Origin of the sequence: Streptomyces sp. NPDC096176 (genome assembly GCF_044763255.1) — a bacterium.
Classification (GTDB): domain Bacteria; phylum Actinomycetota; class Actinomycetes; order Streptomycetales; family Streptomycetaceae; genus Streptomyces.
In genome coordinates this window covers 212,768-232,296 of record NZ_JBIWFV010000002.1, presented here as the reverse complement: position 1 = coordinate 232,296, position 19,529 = coordinate 212,768, and the positions used below count along the sequence as shown (strand labels likewise).

Below are 19,529 nucleotides of genomic sequence, written 5' to 3'. Positions count from 1 at the left end.
TGCGTTCGCCCGGCCCACGCTCATGCCGCGCCCCAACTCGGGCCAGGGGCAAAGCGTCAGGCCCGGACGGAAACCCTCCGTCCGGGCCTGACGTCCCTGCGGGCCGGAGATGACGAAGACCCCCCACCGGAACCGGTCGGGGGTCTTCGCACTGGTGGGGCCAACAGGATGTGACCCTGGGGGCCTCATCCTCATCAGGTCGGTCACGCACAGCGCGTCACGGGTCGGCGTCACTCGGTGGCGTGGTCGGCGTCGGGCCCATCACCATCGCTCCCGCTGTGCAGAACTGGAGAGCGGGCCGCCGGCTGATGCGGGACGTGATGCAACGGTCCGCCGAGTAGTCGGGGCCCGTGAGCTTCCCGCGACTCGGGCAGTCTCTGGACCTGCCCTCCAAAGCCCGATGTGGGCCCCGATCCTCGAGGCTCCATCGGCCGCAGTCGCCGAACCCCTGCGGACGCCCTGCGCGCATTCCTCACGTCTCGCCTGGAAGAGGCTGCCTGATGGCCGAGCGACGCCCCAACGGTGGGGAACCATCACCCAGCGCAAGCTGCGGCCATGCTGGCCGACTTCTGGAGGATCCGCTCCTCGGGCTGATGCCGGCCGGAGATGTCAGCCGGAAATGTCAAAGGCCCCCAACCGGAATCGGCTGGGGGCCTTTGCACTGGTGGGGCTAACAGGATTTGAACCTGTGGCCTCATCCTTATCAGGGATGCGCTCTAACCAACTGAGCTATAGCCCCGCCGCGCTGCGCGCTGACCTCTGAAGATTAGCGCACACGCGGTGCAGCGCCAAAATCGGAATCCGCGGACCCCGCAGCGGCGCTACTCGTCCTCGGCGAGCGTGAGCTCGACACCGCCCACGAAACCGGCGGAGAGGTTGTAGATGAAGGCTCCGAGCGTCGCCAGAGCTGTGGCCAGGACCACATCGATCACCGCGATGACCGAGGTGAAGATGAGGACCCGCGGCAGTGACAGGAACGACTGGAGATCGAAGCCGTTGCTCTCGTTCGAGCCGGTCGCCTCGCTGATCGTGCCGCCGACGGTCGAGAACACGCCCATCGCGTCCATGACCATCCAGAGCACGGCAGCCGCGACGACCGTGCACACGCCCAGCGCGATGGAGAGCAGGAAGCTCACCTTCATCACCGACCACGGGTCGGCCTTGGCCACCCGCAGCCGCGCCTTGCGCGTACGCGGCGTCGTACGGGCCCCTGTGCGCGGCCGGCGCACGGCGGCGCCCGCCTGCTGTCCTGGCCCCTGGCCACCGTGTGTGCCGTCCGGCGAGGGATACGCCTGCGGCGGGTGGTACGGCTGCCCGGCCTGCTGCCGGGCGGGCTGCTCGCCGCCATACATGTCATACGAGGGCTGGTGCCCCCGGGTGTCCGTCACTGTGGCCCCCTGGGAGTCCGCGGCAGGGCCACGGGCACCGTTCGCTCCGGATGCGGATGATCCGGCGCCCGTAGCTCCACTCACGCTTTACTCCTCGTGCTCCCCTGCCGAGGGCTGTGTGCCCTCGGCTGCCGCCTCGACCGTCTCCGCGCCGGCCTCTTCGGTCGCGTCGGCCGGTACGGCCGCCTCGACCTCTTCCGCCTCGCGACCGGCCTCGGCGTTACGAGCGATGCCGACGACGGCATCGCGCTTGCCCAGGTTGATCAGTTGGACGCCCATGGTGTCACGGCCCGTCTCCCTGACTTCGCTGACTCGCGTGCGAATCACACCGCCCCCGAGCGTGATGGCGAGGATCTCGTCGGACTCCTCGACCACCAGCGCGCCCACGAGCGAACCACGGTCCTCCACGATCTTGGCGGCCTTGATACCGAGGCCGCCGCGGCCCTGGACGCGGTACTCGTCGACAGCGGTCCGCTTCGCGTACCCGCCGTCGGTGGCGGTGAACACGAACGTACCGGCCCGGACGACATTCATCGAGAGCAGTTCGTCGCCCTCTCGGAAACTCATGCCCTTGACGCCTGACGTCGCGCGTCCCATCGGGCGCAGCGCCTCGTCGGTCGCGGTGAACCGGATCGACTGCGCCTTCCTGCTGATGAGCAGCAGATCATCCTCGGCGGACACCAGCTCCGCGCCGATCAGTTCGTCATCGGCGCCGCTCTCGGTCTCCCGGAGATTGATCGCGATGACGCCGCCCGAACGCGGGGAGTCGTAGTCCTTGAGGGGCGTCTTCTTCACCAGACCGGCCTTCGTGGCGAGCACCAGGTACGGCACGGCCTCGTAGTCGCGGATCGCGAGGATCTCGGCGATCTGCTCGTCCGGCTGGAAGGCCAGCAGGTTGGCGACGTGCTGGCCACGCGCGTCCCGGCCGGCGTCCGGCAGCTCGTAGGCCTTGGCGCGGTAGACCCGGCCCTTGTTGGTGAAGAACAGCAGCCAGTGGTGCGTGGTGGAGACGAAGAAGTGGTCGACGATGTCGTCTTCCTTCAGCTTCGTGCCCCGCACACCCTTGCCGCCGCGCTTCTGCGAGCGGTAGTCGTCGGTCTTCGTGCGCTTCACATAGCCGCCACGGGTGATCGTGACGACGATGTCCTCCTCGGCGATGAGGTCCTCGATGGACATGTCACCGTCGAAGGGCACCAGCTTGGAGCGACGGTCGTCGCCGAACTTCTCGACCAGCGCCGCCAGTTCCTCGCTGACGATGCCGCGCTGCTTCTCGGGCGAGGCGAGGATCGCGTTGTACTCGTTGATCTTCGTCTGCAGCTCGTCGTGCTCCTGCACGATCTTCTGGCGCTCCAGGGCGGCCAGCCGGCGCAGCTGCATCTCGAGGATGGCGTTCGCCTGGATCTCGTCGATCTCCAGCAGGCCCATCAGGCCCGCGCGCGCGACGTCGACCGTGTCGCTGCGCCGGATCAGCGCGATGACCTCGTCGATCGCGTCCAGCGCCTTGAGCAGACCGCGCAGGATGTGCGCGCGCTCCTCCGCCTTGCGCAGCCGGAACTTGGTGCGCCGGACGATGACCTCGATCTGGTGCGTCACCCAGTGGCGGATGAACGCGTCCAGCGACAGGGTGCGGGGCACGCCGTCGACGAGCGCCAGCATGTTGGCGCCGAAGTTCGTCTGAAGGTCGGTGTGCTTGTAGAGGTTGTTCAGCACGACCTTCGCGACCGCGTCGCGCTTCAGCACGATCACCAGGCGCTGACCGGTGCGCGACGAGGTCTCGTCACGGACGTCGGCGATGCCGCCGATCTTGCCGTCCTTCACCAGGTCGGCGATCTTCTGCGCCAGGTTGTCAGGGTTGGTCTGGTACGGAAGCTCCGTGACCACCAGGCACTGGCGGTTCTGGATCTCCTCGACCTCGACGACCGCGCGCATCGTGATGGAGCCGCGACCGGTGCGGTACGCCTCCTCGATTCCCTTGCGGCCCACGACCAGCGCGCCGGTCGGGAAGTCCGGGCCCTTGATCCGCTCGATCAGCGCCTCGAGGAGCTCCTCGTGCGAGGCCTCGGGGTGCTCCAGCGCCCACTGGGCGCCGGCCGCGACCTCGCGCAGGTTGTGCGGCGGGATGTTGGTGGCCATACCGACGGCGATACCGGCACTGCCGTTGATCAGCAGGTTCGGGAAACGCGCCGGCAGGACCGTCGGCTCCTGGTTGCGGCCGTCGTAGTTGTCCTGGAAGTCGACGGTCTCCTCGTCGATGTCCCGGAGCATCTCCATGGACAGCGGCATCAACTTGCACTCGGTGTACCGCATGGCGGCAGCCGGGTCGTTGCCGGGAGAGCCGAAGTTTCCGTTGGAGTCCACCAGCGGCATGCGCATCGACCACGGCTGGGCGAGGCGCACCAGGGCGTCGTAGATCGAGGAGTCACCGTGCGGGTGGTACGTGCCCATGACGTCGCCGACGACGCGCGCGCACTTGTAGAAGCCCTTCTCGGGCCGGTAGCCGCCGTCGTACATCGCGTACAGCACACGGCGGTGAACGGGCTTCAGACCGTCCCGCACGTCGGGCAGCGCACGCGAGACGATGACGGACATCGCGTAGTCGAGGTACGAGCGCTGCATCTCGGTCTCGAGCCCCACGGGCTCCACGCGCATGCCCACCCCCGGAACGATGGGCTCCTCTTCGGGCGTCACTTTGGTGTTCTCGTCGGCCATTGCTGGTCTTCAGTCCTTTCGTGCGGTCAGCTGAGACCGACTCAGATGTCGAGGAAACGAACGTCCTTGGCGTTGCGCTGGATGAACGAGCGCCGCGCCTCCACGTCCTCACCCATCAGCACAGAGAACAGGTCGTCCGCCTGGGCCGCGTCGTCCAGCGTGACCTGACCGAGCACTCGGTGGTCCTGGTCCATGGTGGTGATGCGCAGTTCCTCGGCGTTCATCTCGCCGAGGCCCTTGAAGCGCTGGATCGAGTCTTCCTTGATCCGCTTGCCGCTCCGCTTGCCCAGCTCGACCAGAGCGTCACGCTCACGGTCCGAGTAGGCGTACTCGAAGTCGTCCCGGCCCCACTTGATCTTGTAGAGCGGCGGGCGCGAGAGGAAGACGTGACCCGCCTCGACCAGCGGCCGCATGAAGCGGAAGAGGAACGTCAGCAGCAGCGTGTTGATGTGCTGACCGTCGACGTCGGCGTCCGCCATCAGGATGATCTTGTGATAGCGGAGCTTCTCGATGTCGAAGTCCTCGTGGACACCGGTGCCGAAGGCCGAAATCAGCGCCTGCACCTCGGTGTTCTGAAGGATCTTGTCGATCCGCGCCTTCTCGACGTTCAGGATCTTGCCTCGGATCGGCAGGATGGCCTGGTACATCGGGTTGCGGCCGGACTTCGCCGAGCCACCTGCGGAGTCACCCTCGACGATGAAGATTTCGCACTTCGTCGGGTCGTTGGACTGGCAGTCGCTCAACTTGCCCGGCAGGGAGGCGGACTCCAGCAGGCCCTTGCGGCGCGTCAGGTCGCGCGCCTTGCGGGCCGCGACGCGTGCCGTCTGCGCCTGGATGCCCTTGCGGATGATGTCCGCGGCCTCGTTGGGGTTGCGGTCGAACCAGTCGGTGAGGTTCTCGTGGACGACCTTCTGCACGAAGGTCTTGGCTTCGGTGTTGCCCAGCTTGGTCTTTGTCTGACCCTCGAACTGCGGCTCGCCGAGCTTGACCGAGATGATCGAGGTGAGACCCTCGCGGATGTCCTCGCCCGAGAGGTTGTCGTCCTTCTCGCGCAGCAGCTTCTTCTCGCGCGCGTACCGGTTCACCAGGCCCGTCAGCGCGGAGCGGAAGCCCTCTTCGTGCGTACCGCCCTCGTGCGTGTGGATGGTGTTCGCGAAGGAGTACACGCCCTCGGTGTACTGCGAGTTCCACTGCATCGCGATCTCGACGGAGAGCATCCGCTCCCTGTCCTCGGCCTCGATGTCGATGACCGTGGGGTGGATGAGCTCGCCCTTGCGGGAGTTCAGGTACTTCACGAAGTCGACGATGCCGCCCTCGTAGTGGTACTTGACCGTGCGCGCCGGCTCCGCGATGTCCTCCGGCGCCTCGCCCGTCTCGGCGCCGGCGGTGGCCTTGGCCGACTCGCGCTCGTCCGTGAGCGTCAGCGTCAGGCCCTTGTTGAGGAAGGCCATCTCCTGGAAGCGGCGCGAGAGCGTCTCGAAGGAGTACTCCGTCGTCTCGAAGATGTCACCGTCCGCCCAGAACGTGACCGTGGTGCCGGTCTCGGTGGTCTCCTCGTTCTGCGCCAGCGGGGCGGTGGGCACGCCGAGCTTGTATTCCTGCGTCCAGCGGTAGCCGTCACGCTTGACCTCGACCGCGACCCTGGAGGACAGCGCGTTGACGACGGAGACACCGACGCCGTGCAGACCGCCGGAAACCGCGTAACCGCCGCCGCCGAACTTTCCGCCCGCGTGCAGCACGGTCAGGACGACCTCGACGGCCGGCTTGTTCTCGGACGGGACGATGTCCACCGGGATGCCTCGGCCGTTGTCGACGACCCGTACGCCGCCGTCGGCGAGGATCGTGACATCGATCGTGTCGGCGTGGCCGGCCATGGCCTCGTCGACCGAGTTGTCGACGACCTCTTGGACGAGGTGGTGCAGACCGCGCTCACCGGTCGAGCCGATGTACATGCCGGGGCGCTTGCGGACCGCGTCCAGACCCTCGAGGACGGTGATCGCGCTGGCGTCGTACGAGGCGGTGACCTCGCCGTTCCCACCGGCAGGGGTGGAGAGTGTGTTCTCGTTGGGGTTGCCGGAATCGGCCACGAAGCGCCCTTTCTGGCACAGCACGAGCCGTTCTCCGGCTGGCGGGGAGCGGCTGCGTCGTTCGGCATCTAATCGTCGTGTCCCGCAACAGAAGCGGGACTGCGCACCAGTCTACCGGTATCGCAGACACTAATGGGGGTTTGCCGGTAGCTGAGTCCGCCTGTGCCGCCCTGAACCGTCACCATCCGACTCCCCATATCCGGGAAGGGGCTCCAAGAGGCTCACACGGGCTTTGAGCGCTTCGGGCTGTCAACCTCCCGCTACCGTGAGGGACACCTCACTCGCACCGGACGGTTCCTCCTGTCGCAGACGGCACCCGCACCCGGCGAAACCTCAGCCGTACGTGTCGCCCGGGCCGGTGCTGCCCGGCGCCCGCAGCGGACCGTAGCGGCGCTGCGGGCCCCCCGGCCCCAGCACCTTGATCACGCGGACGGTGCCGTGGCCGAGGTCCTCGTTGAGGCGCGCCACCAGGCGGGGGGCGAGCAGGCGCAGCTGCGTCGCCCATGCCGTCGAGTCGCACTGGACCGTGAGCACCCGCTCGTCGGGTGCCTCGTCGTACCGCAGCGGTGCGCAGTGCTTCGCCAGGTCCTCGCCCACGATCTGGGGCCAGCGGCCCATCACACCGCCCACGGCGGCCGGCGTCTCCCAGCCCCGCTCGGTGATCAGCCGGTTGATCGCAGAGCCCAGCGGCAGCGGATCACGCCCGTCCGCCCTGGCCCCGGACCGCAGACCGCCGCCCCGCCGGGCCTGCTTCTTCTGCTGTGCGGCCGCGCCGCGGGCCTTGGCCTGCTCCTTCGCGGCGCGCAGCGCCACCCGGGCCAGGTCCACACCGGACGACTCCGCGACCTTGGGGGTCTCCGGCTCCGCCGGCCGCTTCGCGTTCTCGCCGGTCATACCCGCTCCACCGTTCCGCCGAAGACCGTGAACCGCGCGCCCGCCAGCACTCCCGGCACGTCGTCGTCGACGGCCGCGGTCACCAGCACCTGCTCGCCCGGAGCGACCATCTCGGCCAGCCGCTCACGGCGCCGCGCGTCCAGTTCCGCGAAGACGTCGTCGAGGACCAGCACCGGCTCATTGCCCTCTGCCCGCAGCAGGTCGTACGAGGCCAGCCGCAGCGCCAACGCGAACGACCACGACTCGCCATGGCTCGCGTACCCCTTCGCGGGCAGCTGCCCCAGCTTCAGAACCAGCTCGTCACGGTGCGGGCCGACCAGGGTCACGCCACGCTCGATCTCCTGCTTGCGCACCTCGGCCAACGCGGCCGTCAACTGCTCGTACAGCTCCTCGCGGCTGTGCGCCTCGCCCGTGGGACCGGCGGAGGAACGGTACTCCAGCGCGACGGGGCCGCCTCCCGGGGCGAGCGCCTCGTACGCTTTGTCGGCGAGCGGCTGCAGCGCGGCGATCAGGTCCAGCCGCTGGGCCAGGACCTCCGCACCCGCCCGCGCCAGATGCTGGTCCCACACGTCGAGCGTGGACAGGTCCATCCCCCGTCCGCCGTGGCGGCGGGCCATGGCCGCCGACTTCAGCAGGGTGTTGCGCTGTTTCAGCACCCGCTCGTAGTCGGAGCGCACACCCGCCATCCGCGGGGAACGCGCCGTCACCTGCTCGTCGAGGAAGCGCCGGCGCTCGCCCGGGTCGCCCTTCACCAGCGCCAGATCCTCCGGCGCGAACAGGACCGTACGCACTATCCCCAGGACGTCACGCGGCCTGACCTGCGAGGACCTGTTGATCCGGGCACGATTCGCCCTGCCTGGGTTCAGCTCGAGCTCCACCAGTTGCGAGCGCTCCCCCTGGGTCACGGCCGCCCGGATCACCGCCCGGTCGGCCCCCATCCGCACCAACGGAGCATCGGAGGAGACCCGGTGGCTGGTCAGCGTCGCCAGGTAACCGACAGCCTCGACGAGATTCGTCTTGCCCTGCCCGTTCGCCCCCACGAAAACGGTGACGCCCGGATCGAGAGGGACCTCGACCCGGGCGTACGAGCGGAAGTCGGCCAGCGACAGATGCGTGACGTGCATGGTGTGCGCCGACCTTCCCCCGGCATGGCTGTGCGGCGTGGTGCACAGCCTGTGGACTAGTTCTTGGTCTCCACCGCGTGGCCGCCGAACTGGTTGCGCAGCGCCGCGATCATCTTCATCTGCGGCGAGTCGTCCTGGCGGGACGCGAAGCGGGCGAACAGCGATGCGGTGATCGCGGGCAGCGGGACCGCGTTGTCGATGGCGGCTTCCACAGTCCACCGGCCCTCACCGGAGTCCTCTGCGTAACCGCGCAGCTCGTCGAGGTGCTCGTCCTCGTCCAGCGCGTTGACCGCGAGGTCCAGCAGCCAGGAACGGATGACCGTGCCCTCCTGCCAGGAGCGGAAGACCTCGCGCACATCGGTGACGGAGTTGACCTTCTCAAGGAGCTCCCAGCCCTCCGCGTAGGCCTGCATCATCGCGTACTCGATGCCGTTGTGGACCATCTTGGCGAAGTGACCGGCGCCGACCTTGCCGGCGTGCACGGAGCCGAACTCGCCCTCCGGCTTGAGTGCGTCGAAGATCGGCTGCACCTTGGCGACGTTCTCGGCGGTGCCGCCGTACATCAGCGCGTAACCGTTCTCCAGGCCCCAAACGCCGCCGGAGACACCGCAGTCGACGAATCCGATGTCCTTCAGGCCGAGCTCCACCGCGTGCTTCTCGTCGTCCGTCCAGCGGGAGTTGCCGCCGTCGACGACAACGTCGCCCGGGGAGAGCAGCTCGGCGAGCTCGTCGACCGTGGACTGCGTGGCGGCACCCGCGGGGACCATGACCCAGATGACCCTGGGGCCCTTGAGCTTGCCCACAAGCTCCTCAAGGCTGTGGACATCAGCGAGGTCGCGGTTGCGGTCGTACCCGATGACGGTGTGGCCGGCGCGGCGAATGCGCTCGCGCATGTTGCCGCCCATCTTGCCGAGACCGACGAGACCGAGCTCCATCAGATGATTCCTCAATCGTTGTGTGCAAGTACCTACCCGTGTCCGAGCCTACGCCCGGACACGGGTGCACACCTGTGGGGTCCGGCGCTCAAAAGCCGCTGATCAGCCGCTCAGACGCACCGGCATGATCAGGTACTTGTAGGCCTCGTCAGCCTCCGCGTCCACGGCCGGCCGGCCGCTCAGAAGTGCGGGCTTGGTCGACGTGGTGAACGAGAGCTGGGCGACGGGCGAGTCGATGGCGCTCAGACCGTCCAGCAGGAAAGTCGGGTTGAAGGCGATCGAGATGTCGTCGCCCTCGAGCTGCGCGTCGACACGCTCCACAGCCTGTGCATCGTCGCTGGAACCGGCCTCCAGGATGAGCACGCCCTGCTCGAAGCTCAGCCGCACCGGGGTGTTCCGCTCGGCAACGAGCGCCACGCGCTTGACCGCCTCGACGAACGGAGCGGTCTCGATGACGGCCACCGAGTTGAACTCGGTGGGGAAGAGGGTCCGGTACTTGGGCAGGTCGCCCTCGAGCAGACGGGTCGTGGTCCGGCGCCCGGCACCCTCGAAGCCGATCAGACCCTCACCGGCACCGGAGCCGGAGAGCGCCAGGGTGACCGTGTCACCGCTGGTCAGGGCCTTGGCCGTGTCCAGCAGCGTCTTGGCGGGCACCAGGGCGACCGCGGACGCGTCCGGGTTCTCGGGCTTCCACAGGAACTCGCGGACCGCGAAGCGGTAGCGGTCGGTGGAGGCCAGCGTGACGGTGTCGCCCTCGATCTCGATCCGCACGCCGGTCAGGACGGGCAGGGTGTCGTCACGGCCGGCGGCGATGGCGACCTGCGCAGCGGCGGAGGCGAAGACCTCGCCGGGCACGGTGCCGGTCGCGGTCGGCATCTGCGGCAGCGCCGGGTACTCCTCCACAGGCAGGGTGTGGAGTGTGAACCGGGAGGATCCGCAGACCACCGTCGCCCGTACACCGTCTGTGGAAATCTCCACCGGGCGGTTGGGGAGGGCGCGGCAGATGTCGGCGAGGAGCCGGCCGGAGACCAGGACGGTGCCGTCCTCGTCCACCTCGGCCTCCACCGAGACACGCGCAGAGACCTCGTAGTCGAAGCTCGAGAAGCTGAGCGCGCCGTCCTCCGCCTTCAGCAGAAGGCCCGCGAGAACGGGCGCCGGCGGACGGGCCGGGAGGCTACGAGCTACCCACGCCACCGCCTCCGCGAGTACATCGCGCTCCACCCGGATCTTCACCGGAACCGCCTCCTGCTGTTGCTGGCTCGCCCTGCTGGCCTTCTTCGTCGGCTTGATGCCGGAGACCAGTCTGACGTACGGCGCCGACAGTCGGTGCGGGTCGGGGTCAAGTCGCTGCGAGAGGCAGGGGGCGTCCCGGGCTCGAGTTGTACACAGGGCCCACTTCGAAGCGAATTCCCCGGTAACTCTATGTGGGAGTAGTAGTAGGGGCTGTGGAAACCGTGGATAACGTCGTCCACGCAGGTCAGAGCCACTTTTTTGTCCACCGCGCCTGTGGGTGGAACCCGTGGACAACCCGGGCGTTCTGTGGACACGCGAAAGTTCTGCACACCCGATGCACAGCCGAGGGCCACTTCTCCCCAGCGCCGTCCCCAGCTTTACCCAGGTTCCCCACAGGCCAACCGACCACATTGGTGTGACGGCTTTCACTCGACGCGGTGAGCGGGTGTGTTTCGTTGCCGAACAGTGGACAGGGGTGTGGAGAAGCTGTGGGCAACGCACCGTTGCCTGTGGGCTGCCGGTGGACAACGACGATCAAGGCCTGTGGAAGCTTTCCGCGTCCACAGTCTGTGGAGTCCGGTTGGCCACAAATCCCCAAGGTACTGACCTGGGACGACAGGCCGTGGGCCGGTGTGCCTGTGGACGGGTTCTGGACAACTTCACAGTCCCCAGGTTGTGGACGGAGGATTCCCCCACCATCTGTGGAGAACCGCTCGGCCTCGGCTCGAATTCGAACACGGCGAGGGCGGAGAAACGCACGACAGGGGTGGAGGCACGACGGAGGGCGCCCCGGGAAGGGTGTTCCCGGAGCGCCCTCTGGAGTCGTGCTGGTGGCTCTGTCAGCCGTTCTTGATGCGGTTGGTGAGCTCGGTGACCTGGTTGTAGATGGAGCGCCGCTCCGCCATCAGCGCGCGGATCTTCCGGTCCGCGTGCATCACCGTCGTATGGTCACGGCCGCCGAACTGCGCACCGATCTTCGGCAGCGAGAGGTCCGTGAGCTCCCTGCACAGGTACATGGCGATCTGTCGCGCCGTCACCAGCACGCGGCTGCGGGACGATCCGCAGAGGTCCTCCACAGTGAGCCCGAAGTAGTCCGCGGTTGCCGCCATGATGGCGCTCGCGGTGATCTCGGGCGCCGCGTCCTCACCGCCGGGGATCAGATCCTTCAGCACGATCTCGGTGAGGCCGAGGTCGACCGGCTGCCGGTTGAGCGACGCGAACGCCGTCACGCGGATCAGCGCGCCCTCGAGCTCCCGGATGTTGCGCGAGATACGGGAGGCGATGAACTCGAGGACCTCCGGCGGGGCGTTGAGCTGCTCCTGGACGGCCTTCTTCCGCAGGATCGCGATACGCGTCTCGAGCTCCGGCGGTTGGACGTCCGTGGTCAGACCCCACTCGAAGCGGTTGCGCAGCCGGTCCTCGAGCGTCATCAACTGCTTGGGCGGCCGGTCCGAGGACAGCACGATCTGCTTGTTGGCGTTGTGGAGGGTGTTGAAGGTGTGGAAGAACTCCTCCTGCGTCGACTCCTTGCTCGCCAGGAACTGGATGTCGTCGACCAGAAGGATGTCCACGTCCCGGTAACGCTTGCGGAAGGTGTCGCCCTTCCCGTCCCGGATCGAGTTGATGAACTCGTTGGTGAACTCCTCGGAGCTCACGTACCGCACCCGGGTCCCGGGATAGAGGCTGCGGGCGTAATGCCCGATGGCGTGCAGCAGGTGGGTCTTGCCGAGCCCCGACTCCCCGTAGATGAACAGGGGGTTGTACGCCTTGGCCGGGGCCTCGGCGACCGCCACCGCCGCGGCGTGCGCGAACCGGTTGGAGGCGCCGATGACGAACGTGTCGAAGAGGTACTTGGGGTTGAGGCGCGCGTGCGGCTCGCCGGGGCCGGGCGCCGGTGCCGGCTGGGCACCCAGCGGTCCAGGAGCTCCGGAAGGTCCGCCGCGGCGCTGGGCCTGCGGCTCCCGCATGTCACGGCGCTCCGGTCGGGCCTCGTACTGCCGGCTCTCCGGGGGCTGCGGCGACCGGTAGTCGTGCTGGGGCTGGCGCGTAGGAGCGGAGGCATAGGGGTCGCGGTCCTGGAAGCCGCCGAGCCGCGGCTGCTGCCACGACAGGTCCTCCTGGGTCCGCGGCCATGCGCCGGGCTCGGGGCGCTGCTGGTACTCGGGGTAGGCCGGCCGTGCCGTGGGCAGGCCGTCGTCGGAACCGGAGCGGTGCCCGTACGTGCCGTAGGGGTCGCTCTGCCGGGGCTCGTCGTGCTGCGCCCCCGGATAGCGCGGCGCCTGCTGCTGATGATGCGGAGGCGCATGGGGAGCGGGCACCTCACCGACCGACTCGTCGACGGTGATCGCGATCCGGATGGGGCGGCCGCACTCGCGGCTCAGCGTCTCACTGATGAGCGGGGCCAGCCGGCCCTCGAGGACGCGCTTCCCCCACTCGTTGGGCACGGCGAGCAGAGCGGTGTCGGCTACCAGGGCGAGCGGCTGGCAGCGCTCGATCCACTGCTTGTCCTTCGACTCGACCCCCTGCTGGCCCTCATCGAGGAGCTGCTCCAGCACTCGTGGCCACACTGCGGCAAGATCGGCAGGTACGTCAGCCACAAGGCACGCTCTCTCGCAGGTCCCACGAATGTGTGGTTCTCGGGACGGGATGGGAAGACAGGCAGGAAAAGATTCCAAGTTCAGCCACGGTAGTCAGGGCGACCCGCGTGGTTCAAGTTGTTGTCCACAGCCTGTGCACAGTGGACCACGGCGTAGGGCTGGTTTGACCGGATGGCGTAGCCGCGCGTACCGTAACCAGGTCGAGTTGTCGATGGCTGCTGCCGCCTGCCTCCGATGGGCAAAGATCACGGTCTGTGATCGTGAAGCGGTGTGCACTCGGGCGTGAACGCGAGCTACTCGTGGGCGCACGGTGACAGCCAGGCGATGTCCCGCCACCAACGAATCATTTCTGGAGCCCCCGAGTGAGCAAGCGCACCTTCCAGCCGAACAACCGTCGTCGCGCCAAGACCCACGGCTTCCGCCTGCGGATGCGCACCCGTGCCGGCCGCGCGATTCTCGCGAACCGCCGTGGCAAGGGCCGCGCCAACCTTTCCGCCTGATCGCGTACAGGTCGGTCATGACGTGCTGCCTACCGAGAATCGGCTGAGGCGGCGCGAGGACTTCGCGACCGCGGTACGCCGAGGACGCAGGGCAGGCCGCCCGCTACTCGTCGTCCACCTACGCAGCGGTACAACGGACCCGCACGCGCCTGGGGAGAGCACCTCCCCGACGTGTGCGGGTTTCGTCGTGAGCAAGGCTGTGGGCGGTGCCGTCGTCCGCAACAAGGTCAAGCGGAGACTGCGCCACCTCATGCGTGATCGGCTCTCCGAGCTGCCCCCCGGTAGCCTGGTGGTCGTACGGGCGCTGCCCGGTGCGGGTGACGCCGAACACGCTCAGCTGGCCCGAGACCTGGACGCCGCTCTCCAGCGGTTGCTGGGAGGGGGCGCGCGATGAAGTACCCGCTGCTGGCTCTCATCAAGATCTATCAGTGGACGATCAGCCCGCTGCTGGGACCTGTCTGCAGGTACTACCCGTCGTGTTCGCACTACGGATACACAGCCATCGACCGGCACGGTGCGGTCAAGGGCACGGCTCTGACCGCCTGGCGCATTCTTCGGTGCAATCCGTGGTCGCCGGGAGGTGTGGACCATGTGCCTCCGCGCAAGCGCCCCCGGTGGCACCAAATGCTGCGGGACGCCTTGAGCGGCCGCACCAAGGGCGGGAACTCCGCCGCTGACGTACCAGCCACGGGGACTGCCTCCGCACCCCACGGCCCGGCCGCAGAGACCTCGCCCAATGCTCAAGGAGCCTGATTAGTGGACACGATTGCCAGTCTCTTCAGCTTTATCACCACACCTGTCTCGTGGATCATCGTCCAGTTCCACAGCCTCTACGGGGCGATCTTCGGCCCTGACACGGGATGGGCCTGGGGACTGTCCATCGTGTCTCTGGTGATCCTCATCCGGATCTGTCTGATCCCGCTCTTCGTGAAGCAGATCAAGTCGACCCGGAACATGCAGGCGCTCCAGCCGAAGATGAAGGCGATCCAGGAGCGCTACAAGAACGACAAGCAGCGTCAGTCCGAAGAGATGATGAAGCTGTACAAGGAGACGGGCACCAACCCGCTCTCCTCGTGCCTTCCCATCCTGGCCCAGTCGCCGTTCTTCTTCGCGCTGTACCACGTGCTCAGCAAGATCGCCTCGGGCGACGAGATCGGGGTGCTCAACAAGTCCCTCGTGGACAGCGCGCGCGAGGCGCACATCTTCGGTGCTCCCATTGCCGCGAAGTTCACGGACGACCCGGCCAAGGTGGAGGCGCTCAACGCCTCGCTGACCGACGTCCGCATCGTCACCGCGATCATGATCATCCTGATGTCGGCGTCGCAGTTCTACACCCAGCGCCAGCTGATGCAGAAGAACGTCGACCTCACGGTCAAGACGCCGTACATGCAGCAGCAGAAGATGCTGATGTACATCTTCCCGGTGATCTTCGCCGTCATGGGCATCAACTTCCCCGTCGGTGTTCTCGTCTACTGGCTGACCACCAACGTGTGGACCATGGGCCAGCAGATGTACGTGATCAACCAGAACCCGACCCCGGGCAGCAAGGCCCAGGACCACTACCTGCAGCGGCTGCTCAAGAGCGTCACCGCTCACGGCGAGGTCCGTTCGCGGCGCAAGCGCAACGTTGTCCAGGCCATCGTGGCCAAGGGGTCGGACCGCAACGACAACGAGCGTCGCTTCATCACGGGTCTGGCCAAGGCCGGCCTTGCCGCCCAGGCGGACGGCACGGTGGCCAAGAGCGACACCGCCGTGGCCGAGGCGGAGGGCGGTGCGCAGAAGCGTCAGCAGCCCAAGCGTCAGACGAAGTCGAAGCGTCAGGCCGCCACCCAGCCCGGTGCGGCCAAGAGCCCTGACGGTGCCGGCACCGCGGCGAAGACGTCCCTTGAGAAGGACCGGCCCGCGGAAGGCCGCTCCAGGGCCAGCTCCTCCGCGGCGGACGCCAAGCCGAACGCGGGCGGTGGCAAGGCCACCGGTTCCGCACGCCAGCCCAAGACGGGACAGCGCAAGGGTCCGCAGCGGCCCAAGCACCCGTCGTCCAAGAAGTAAAAAAGGAGTCCATCCGTGACGGAAGGCACCATCTCCGCCGCCGGCGAGGCTGGCGACACCCTGACCCGCCTCGAGCAGGAAGGGGAGATCGCGGCTGATTACCTCGAGGGTCTGCTGGACATCGCCGACCTCGACGGTGACATCGACATGGACGTCGAAGCGGACCGCGCCGCGGTCTCGATCATCAGCGACGCCGGCAGCCGCGATCTGCAGAAGCTCGTGGGCCGGGACGGCGAGGTTCTCGAGGCGCTGCAGGAGCTGACGCGCCTGGCAGTGCTCCGGGAGACGGGGGACCGTAGCCGGCTGATGCTCGACATCGCGGGTTTCCGCGCCAAGAAGCGCACGGAACTCGCCGAGCTGGGTGCCAAGGCTGCCGCCGAGGTGAAGAGCACCGGGGAGCCGGTCAAGCTCGACGCGATGACGCCCTTCGAGCGCAAGGTCGTGCATGACGCCGTCGCGGCCGCGGGCCTGCGCAGCGAGTCCGAGGGCGAGGAGCCGCAGCGCTTCGTCGTCGTACTCCCTGCCTGACCCACTTGTTCCGTCGGCCCCGTCTGTTCGCAGGCGGGGCCGATCTTTGTCAGCCTGATAGTCAGCCACCACAGTCCCCACTGCGGCCAGTGAGGTACGGAAGGACGGTCCCCGTGACGGAGGCAGCACAGCTTCCCCAGGCGCCAGAGGCGGCCCGGACAGTGTTCGGAGAGTACTTCCCGGAGGCTGTGCGCTATGCGGAGCTGCTGGCGGACGCCGGGGTGAAGCGAGGGCTCATCGGGCCTCGCGAAGTGCCGCGCTTGTGGGAGAGGCATCTGCTCAACTGTGCCGTTCTCTCGGAAGTTGTGCCGGAGGGAGTGACGGTCTGCGATGTCGGCTCAGGAGCCGGCCTCCCGGGCATTCCGCTGGCGCTGGTCCGCCCGGACCTGAAGATCACGCTGCTGGAGCCACTGCTCCGCCGCACGAACTTCCTGCAGGAAGTGGTGGAGCTGCTCGGCCTCGACCATGTGACCGTGGTGCGCGGACGGGCCGAGGAGGTTCTCGGCAAGGTGCCCCCGGTCCACGTGGTGACCGCGCGAGCGGTGGCTCCGCTGGACCGGCTCGCCGGCTGGGGAGTTCCCCTGCTGCGCCCCTACGGCGAAATGCTGGCACTCAAGGGCGACACCGCAGAGGACGAGATCCAGGGAGCCAGGGCCGCACTGAGCAAGCTGGGTGTTGTGCAGACCACGGTTCTCCATGTCGGTGAGGGTCTCGTCGATCCGCTGTCGACCGTGGTGCGCGTCGAGGTCGGTGAGAGTCCGGGCGGTGTGAGGTTCGCCGCAAAGAAGGCCAAGGCTGCTCGTACCAGCCGCACTCGTCGTCGCCGCTGAGCCATACACGTAGCCATACGTCCGTATTTCGGAGTGTCGTCCCGGTGTAGTCCTGCGGCCTGTGCATCGTGTTTCACGTGAAACGTCGCTCACTGCTGCAGGGAATCATCAGCCGCGGCCGTGCGGCCGCCCCGATGAAGGGCCGCAAGCCCCTCTTGCGGGTAACAGATTTGTCCACAGAGGTGGATTCCTCCACAGAACCACGGGCCTCGCTGGTTCACGACCCCGAAAGCATGGCAGGCTCTGTGCATTGCGAGCCTGATGTCGAGGAGAGTGAATCCTTGCGGTCCGACGCCAACATCGCGGGACCGATGACCGATCCGGTCCCCGGTCCCCGTACCGAGTCCGCGGGGGAGGATGTTTCACGTGAAACACCGCCCCCCATGGATGACACCCCCATTGGCCGTGCTGCTCAGCTGGCTGTGGAGGCGCTGGGGCGTGCCGGTGAGGGTCTGCCCCGACCTGAGCAGACACGCATCATGGTCGTCGCCAACCAGAAGGGCGGCGTCGGGAAGACCACCACCACGGTCAACCTGGCCGCGTCTCTTGCGCTGCACGGCGCACGTGTCCTGGTGGTCGACCTCGATCCGCAGGGCAATGCTTCGACCGCCCTGGGGATCGACCATCATGCGGAAGTCCCGTCGATCTATGACGTCCTGGTGGAGAGCAAGCCTCTCGCCGAGGTGGTCCAGCCGGTCCCGGACGTCGAAGGACTCTTCTGCGCCCCAGCCACCATCGATCTCGCCGGTGCGGAGATCGAGCTGGTGTCGCTGGTGGCGCGGGAGAGCAGACTGCAGCGCGCGATCCAGGCCTACGAGCAGCCGCTGGACTACATCCTCATCGACTGCCCTCCGTCACTCGGGCTGCTCACGGTCAACGCGCTCGTGGCCGGCGCCGAGGTTCTGATCCCCATCCAGTGCGAGTACTACGCCCTGGAGGGCCTCGGTCAGCTGCTGCGCAACGTGGATCTGGTGCGCGGCCACCTCAACCCCACGCTCCACGTGTCGACCATCCTGCTCACCATGTACGACGGCAGGACGAGGCTGGCATCGCAGGTCGCCGACGAGGTGCGCAGTCACTTCGGCGAAGAGGTCCTGCGTACGAGCATCCCGCGCTCCGTGCGGATCTCGGAGGCGCCGAGCTACGGGCAGACGGTGCTGACCTACGATCCAGGTTCCAGCGGCTCCCTGTCGTATCTCGAGGCTGCCCGTGAGATCGCGCTGCGCGGGGTTGGCGTCCGCTACGACCCGCAGCATGTCCAGGTGGGTCAGAACAGTCAGCAGAACATCTCGGAGGGGATCCAGTGAGCGAGCGACGTAGAGGATTGGGGCGTGGGCTCGGTGCGCTGATTCCTGCCGCTCCACAGGAGAAGCAGGTGCCTTCCCCCGGGGCTTCGCCGTCTTCGGGCGTGTCTCCCGTGCTGACTGCGGAACGGGGGGTCGCGGTGGCCAAGGTCGCCACACTGCCTGCCGCGACGGTGGCGCCGGAGTCGACTGCTCACGTGTCGGAAGAGCCCGCTTCGACGCGGCCGAGCGAGCCGGCAGGAGCGCACTTCGCCGAGGTGCTGCTCGACTCGATCACCCCCAACCCGCGCCAGCCACGTGAAGTGTTCGACGAGGACGCTCTCGCGGAGCTGGTCACCTCCATCCAGGAAGTGGGACTTCTCCAGCCGGTTGTCGTGCGCCAGTTGGGGCCGGACCGCTATGAGCTCATCATGGGTGAGCGTCGCTGGCGGGCCTGCCGGGAGGCCGGACTTGAGCGGATTCCCGCGATCGTCCGGGACACCGACGACGAGAAGCTTCTACTGGACGCACTGCTGGAGAACCTGCACCGCGCCCAGCTGAACCCGTTGGAAGAGGCAGCTGCCTATGACCAGCTCCTCAAGGACTTCAACTGCACGCACGACCAGCTGGCCGACCGGATCGGGCGGTCACGTCCGCAGGTGTCCAACACCCTGCGGCTGCTGAGGCTCTCCCCGCCCGTCCAGCGTCGGGTTGCGGCGGGAGTGCTGTCGGCGGGCCACGCGCGCGCCCTGCTCTCGGTGGACGACTCCGACGAGCAGGACCGGCTGGCCCACCGGATCGTCGCCGAAGGCCTGTCGGTGCGGGCAGTCGAAGAGATCGTGACGCTGCTCAACTCGAACCCCACGAGCACGCCCAAGCCCAAGGGCCCGCGGGCCGGCGCTCGGCTGTCCCCTGCGCTCTCCGACCTGGCCTCTCGGCTGTCGGACCGGTTCGAGACGAGGGTGAAGGTCGACCTCGGCCAGAAGAAGGGCAAGATCGTCGTCGAGTTCGCTTCGATAGACGATCTCGAGCGCATCCTCGGCACCCTCGCACCCGGCGAAGGGCGAGTCCTGGAGAAGGGACTCGGCGAGGAGCCTGCCGAGGACGAGGACGAGGACGTCTGAGTCAGCGGTCGGCACAGCCGACAGGGCGGGTGGCGTTCCGGACCATGGAACGCGACCCGCCCTTTGCCTTGGTGCGGTATCCGTGCCGGGGCTGGGTGGATACGATGCGTTCTGGTATGACGCATCCATCTTGAGCCACTTCAGTGGGAGGGCGTAGGCCATGCGATCGGTGAGCCACGGGCAACTGGTGACGGCAGGCCTGGGACTTGGGGCGGTGGGCGGATTCGTCAGCAGCCTGCTGCTCGAGA

Annotated in this window: 16 protein-coding genes and 1 tRNA gene; 8 read left to right on the top strand and 9 right to left on the bottom strand. The window is 67.6% G+C overall.

Features of this window, described 5'->3' with window-relative positions:
* Positions 1-662: 662 nt before the first annotated feature.
* The 9 genes from ACIQ7Q_RS06220 to dnaA all read right to left on the bottom strand — a co-directional run bounded on the left by ACIQ7Q_RS06220 (position 663) and on the right by dnaA (position 12,967).
* Positions 663-739: transfer RNA gene (locus ACIQ7Q_RS06220), tRNA-Ile, on the bottom strand.
* An 82-nt stretch (positions 740-821) separates the two neighbouring features.
* On the bottom strand, positions 822-1,388 hold the full coding sequence (locus tag ACIQ7Q_RS06215; protein WP_403856833.1) for a DUF3566 domain-containing protein: 567 nt from the start codon (positions 1,386-1,388) through the stop codon (positions 822-824).
* Positions 1,389-1,475: 87 nt separating this feature from the next.
* Complete coding sequence (gene gyrA, locus ACIQ7Q_RS06210) at positions 1,476-4,097, bottom strand: DNA gyrase subunit A (RefSeq protein WP_403856830.1); 2,622 nt, start codon at positions 4,095-4,097, stop codon at positions 1,476-1,478.
* 41 nt (positions 4,098-4,138) lie between these two features.
* The gene (gene gyrB, locus ACIQ7Q_RS06205) at positions 4,139-6,208 is read right to left on the bottom strand and encodes a DNA topoisomerase (ATP-hydrolyzing) subunit B (protein ID WP_403856827.1); all 2,070 of its coding nucleotides are present in this window, start codon (positions 6,206-6,208) and stop codon (positions 4,139-4,141) included.
* Positions 6,209-6,517: 309 nt separating this feature from the next.
* Positions 6,518-7,078, bottom strand: coding sequence for a DUF721 domain-containing protein (locus tag ACIQ7Q_RS06200; protein WP_403856824.1), 561 nt, complete (start codon positions 7,076-7,078; stop codon positions 6,518-6,520).
* The gene (gene recF / locus ACIQ7Q_RS06195; RefSeq protein WP_403856821.1) at positions 7,075-8,202 is read right to left on the bottom strand and encodes a DNA replication/repair protein RecF; all 1,128 of its coding nucleotides are present in this window, start codon (positions 8,200-8,202) and stop codon (positions 7,075-7,077) included. The genes ACIQ7Q_RS06200 and recF overlap by 4 nt, the downstream gene beginning before the upstream one ends.
* 56 nt (positions 8,203-8,258) lie before the next feature.
* Positions 8,259-9,137, bottom strand: coding sequence for a phosphogluconate dehydrogenase (NAD(+)-dependent, decarboxylating) (gene gnd / locus ACIQ7Q_RS06190; RefSeq protein ID WP_403856819.1), 879 nt, complete (start codon positions 9,135-9,137; stop codon positions 8,259-8,261).
* 102 nt (positions 9,138-9,239) lie between these two features.
* Complete coding sequence (dnaN, locus tag ACIQ7Q_RS06185; RefSeq protein ID WP_403856816.1) at positions 9,240-10,370, bottom strand: DNA polymerase III subunit beta; 1,131 nt, start codon at positions 10,368-10,370, stop codon at positions 9,240-9,242.
* Between the two features lie 839 nt (positions 10,371-11,209).
* Positions 11,210-12,967, bottom strand: coding sequence for a chromosomal replication initiator protein DnaA (gene dnaA / locus ACIQ7Q_RS06180; RefSeq protein ID WP_403856813.1), 1,758 nt, complete (start codon positions 12,965-12,967; stop codon positions 11,210-11,212).
* A 362-nt stretch (positions 12,968-13,329) separates the two neighbouring features.
* Between dnaA and rpmH the strand changes: the two genes are divergently transcribed.
* The 8 genes from rpmH to ACIQ7Q_RS06140 all read left to right on the top strand — a co-directional run bounded on the left by rpmH (position 13,330) and on the right by ACIQ7Q_RS06140 (position 19,281).
* Entirely contained in the window at positions 13,330-13,467 is a 138-nt protein-coding gene (gene rpmH / locus ACIQ7Q_RS06175) for a 50S ribosomal protein L34 (protein ID WP_014047156.1), read from the top strand.
* Positions 13,468-13,489: 22 nt separating this feature from the next.
* Positions 13,490-13,861 (top strand): ribonuclease P protein component, encoded by a 372-nt coding sequence (rnpA, locus tag ACIQ7Q_RS06170; protein WP_403856810.1) that lies wholly within the window; start codon positions 13,490-13,492, stop codon positions 13,859-13,861.
* Positions 13,858-14,220, top strand: coding sequence for a membrane protein insertion efficiency factor YidD (yidD, locus tag ACIQ7Q_RS06165; RefSeq protein ID WP_403856807.1), 363 nt, complete (start codon positions 13,858-13,860; stop codon positions 14,218-14,220). The genes rnpA and yidD overlap by 4 nt, the downstream gene beginning before the upstream one ends.
* A gap of 3 nt (positions 14,221-14,223) precedes the next feature.
* The gene (gene yidC / locus ACIQ7Q_RS06160) at positions 14,224-15,516 is read left to right on the top strand and encodes a membrane protein insertase YidC (RefSeq protein ID WP_403856804.1); all 1,293 of its coding nucleotides are present in this window, start codon (positions 14,224-14,226) and stop codon (positions 15,514-15,516) included.
* 15 nt (positions 15,517-15,531) lie between these two features.
* Positions 15,532-16,044 carry a protein jag gene (locus ACIQ7Q_RS06155; RefSeq protein WP_403856801.1) on the top strand — a complete coding sequence of 171 codons (513 nt, stop codon included), beginning with the start codon at positions 15,532-15,534 and terminating at the stop codon, positions 16,042-16,044.
* A gap of 113 nt (positions 16,045-16,157) precedes the next feature.
* Positions 16,158-16,874, top strand: coding sequence for a 16S rRNA (guanine(527)-N(7))-methyltransferase RsmG (rsmG, locus tag ACIQ7Q_RS06150; protein WP_403856798.1), 717 nt, complete (start codon positions 16,158-16,160; stop codon positions 16,872-16,874).
* A gap of 233 nt (positions 16,875-17,107) precedes the next feature.
* Entirely contained in the window at positions 17,108-18,181 is a 1,074-nt protein-coding gene (locus ACIQ7Q_RS06145; protein ID WP_403856795.1) for a ParA family protein, read from the top strand.
* Entirely contained in the window at positions 18,178-19,281 is a 1,104-nt protein-coding gene (locus ACIQ7Q_RS06140) for a ParB/RepB/Spo0J family partition protein (protein WP_403856792.1), read from the top strand. The genes ACIQ7Q_RS06145 and ACIQ7Q_RS06140 overlap by 4 nt, the downstream gene beginning before the upstream one ends.
* The last annotated feature ends 248 nt before the right edge of the window (positions 19,282-19,529 follow it).